The sequence below is a fragment of the Pseudomonas sp. HMWF006 genome (assembly GCF_003061205.1).
GTDB classification, from domain to species: domain Bacteria; phylum Pseudomonadota; class Gammaproteobacteria; order Pseudomonadales; family Pseudomonadaceae; genus Aquipseudomonas; species Aquipseudomonas monsensis.
This window is the reverse complement of the sequence record NZ_QAIU01000148.1, coordinates 1-2842: the sequence shown is the minus strand read 5'-3', so window position 1 is coordinate 2842 and position 2842 is coordinate 1. Positions and strand designations below refer to the sequence as shown.

At 60.2% G+C, this 2842-nt stretch carries 2 protein-coding genes and 1 pseudogene; 2 read left to right on the top strand and 1 reads right to left on the bottom strand.

Features of this window, described 5'->3' with window-relative positions; translation table 11 throughout:
* Together DBR24_RS05790 and DBR24_RS05785 are read left to right on the top strand one after the other, a co-directional pair.
* On the top strand, positions 1-318 hold a 318-nt coding region (locus DBR24_RS05790; protein ID WP_128614170.1), incomplete at its 5' end, for a DUF4892 domain-containing protein.
* A 71-nt stretch (positions 319-389) separates the two neighbouring features.
* Positions 390-1442, top strand: a complete 1053-nt coding sequence (locus DBR24_RS05785) for an AI-2E family transporter (RefSeq protein ID WP_123466873.1) — start codon at positions 390-392, stop codon at positions 1440-1442.
* A 1227-nt stretch (positions 1443-2669) separates the two neighbouring features.
* On the opposite strand, the pseudogene DBR24_RS31565 reads toward DBR24_RS05785, so the two are convergent.
* Positions 2670-2842 (bottom strand): annotated as a pseudogene (locus tag DBR24_RS31565) (histidine kinase); the annotation flags it as partial.

Here is a 2842-nt window from a genome sequence, read left to right as displayed (position 1 = left end):
CGCAAAGCCTATCTGCACGTCGAGCAGTTCGAGGCGATGGCGCCGCTGGGCGAGCTGCTGCCGACCTCCGCGACCTTGCTGCGCCAGCTCAAGAGCACCGGCGAACTGCATTTTCCCCAGTTGGTGAATGAGCCCGATGACACCTGGTTGCGCCTGATTTCGCGTGGCCTGAACCTCGATACCACCCAGCGGGTAACGGTTTCCGGGCCCAAAGCCGAGGCCTGGCGTCAGGCCCTGATCAATCAGGGTGTGCGTGCCGCCCGGATGGAAACCGGCAGCGTCGACGGCGCTGGCCTGCGAATCGAGCTGTTGCGATAAGCTCTGGCGGGCGAGCACGAACCGCGTGTTCGCCTACTCTTGGCCTGACTGACTTTTTTTCGAGACCTTACATGCTCAATAACGATCGACTGCTGGTGCAGATCCTGCTGCTGGTGTTGTTTGGCGCCAGCCTGTGGGTGATGGCGCCGTTCTGGTCGGCGCTGTTCTGGGGCGCAGTACTGGCCTTTGCCAGCTGGCCACTGATGCGCCTGCTGACCCGCTGGCTCAATGGTCGCGAATCCCTGGCGGCGGCGATCCTGACCCTGGGCTGGATGTTGCTGGTGGCGGTGCCGCTGGTGTGGCTGGGGTTCAATCTGGCCGATCATGTGCGCGATGCCACAGCGTTCATCAAGGATGTACAGGTGGACGGCTTGCCCGAAGCGCCGGCCTGGCTCGGCACGCTGCCATTTGTGGGCGAACGGCTGGTGGGCATCTGGAACAGCATCGATCAGCAGGGCGCGGCCCTGATGGTGTCGGTCAAACCCTATCTGGGACAGGTCGGCAACTGGCTGCTGGCGCGCAGTGCGCAGATCGGTGGCGGGATTCTCGAACTGACCCTGAGCATTGTCTTTGTGTTCTTTTTCTACCGTGACGGGCCGCGACTGGCGGCGTTTGTTCATGGGTTGCTGCAGCGCTTGATCGGCGAACGCGCGGGTTATTACATCGAACTGGTGGCCGGTACGGTGCAGCGGGTGGTCAACGGGGTAATCGGGACGGCGGCGGCACAGGCCGTGCTGGCGCTGATCGGTTTTTTGATTGCCGGAGTTCCCGGGGCGTTGGTGTTGGGGATCGTGACGTTTCTGCTGAGTCTGATTCCGATGGGGCCGCCGCTGGTCTGGGTACCGGCCACGGCCTGGCTGGCGTGGAAGGGTGAGTATGGGATGGCGGTGTTTCTCGGGATCTGGGGGACGTTCATCATCAGTGGCGTGGATAACGTGCTCAAGCCGTATCTGATCAGCCGTGGCGGTAATCTGCCGTTGGTGATTGTGTTGCTAGGGGTGTTTGGCGGGTTGATTGCGTTTGGGTTTATCGGGTTGTTTATTGGGCCTACGCTGTTGGCGGTGGCTTATAGTTTGTTGACGGATTGGAGTAAGAGTCAGGTTCGGGTTGAGGATCGGCGTTGATTTTTTTGGGCTTTTTTTGGGGGGGGCATATCCGTTGCTGCGGTAATGGCGGCTTAGGGTTCCGCCCTTACGGCGGGTCACTTTTGACAAACGCCTCAAAAGTAACCAAAAAGGCTTGCTCCTACGTGCGGCCCGCTCGCTGGGGCTCGGGGTTCCTTCGCTCCGGGACCGATCCGGGCGCAGCGCCTACGGTTTGCTTCGCTGCACCTCCTCTCGCTGTGTTTGGCTGCGCCAAACGGTCGCTGCGCTCCCACCCCCGGATGAATCCCTCCACTCAGCCTTCCGAAGTCGCCCGTGGATCAAGATCAAAAGCTGCAGCCGAGCTTGCGCTCATCCTGTTGAGTGGTGAGGGGCAGAAGCGGTGCACGGTGGGCGCAGCTCTTGCTTTGACTTTTCTGTGGGAGCTGGCTTGCCAGCCGATGGCGGCCTGACAGCCGACCAATCCCTTGCAAGACTGCCCACGATCCACCTGTAGGAGTGAGCCTGCTCGCGATGGCGGCCAGCCAACCAACCAATCCCTAACCGAATACCTCCAACCCATTGTGGGAGCTGGCTTGCCAGCGATGGCGGCCTACCAGCCAACCAACCTCTTGCAGACTGCCCGCGATGCACCTGTAGGAGTGAGCCTGCTCGCGATGGCGGCCTGACAACCGACCAATCCCTAACCGAATGCCCCCAACCCATTGTGGGAGCTGGCTTGCCAGCGATGGCGGTCAGCCAACCAACCATTCCCTAACCGAATGCACCCAATCCGATGCAAGCTCCCGAAAGCTGCAATCTTTTGATCTTGCTCTGGCTCTGGCTTTTGATGTTGCTTTTGATCTGCCACCCCATCGGCAGGCCGAGCGGAGGTGTTCATCAGGGGGGTAGGCGCGCAGCGCCGTGCGGCGAAGCCGCATTCATCGAGAGGAGGTGCAGCGAAGCAAACCGGAGGCGATGCCCCCTGGTGGACACCGTAGCGAGGGAACACTGAGCCCCAGCGAAGTGCCGTACGTCAGGGAGAAGCCTTTTTGGTTACTTTTTCGGCGTCTGGAAAAAGTGACCCGCCGTAAGGGCGGAACCGTAATCAGCAACACCCGCAGCAACGGATATGCTCAAAAACCCCCAAACCCCAACCGAATTCCAACCGAATTCCAACCGAATTCCAACCCAATAACTGCCGAATACTGCGCACTCCAGCTCCCAAAAAAACCAAAAGATCGCAGCCCTCGGCAGCTCACACAGCCATTACGTGGCAACGTTGAGATATTTGCCCACCGGTGCCGTACTGGTCAGTGAATACTGCTTGCTCAGGTTGGCAATCATACGGTTCAGCGCTTCGGCAGTCGTCTGCGCAGAAGCCGTCTGCTCTACATCCGGCCGTTCACCACCTGCCTGTAAAGCGGCTTTCAGCTCATCAC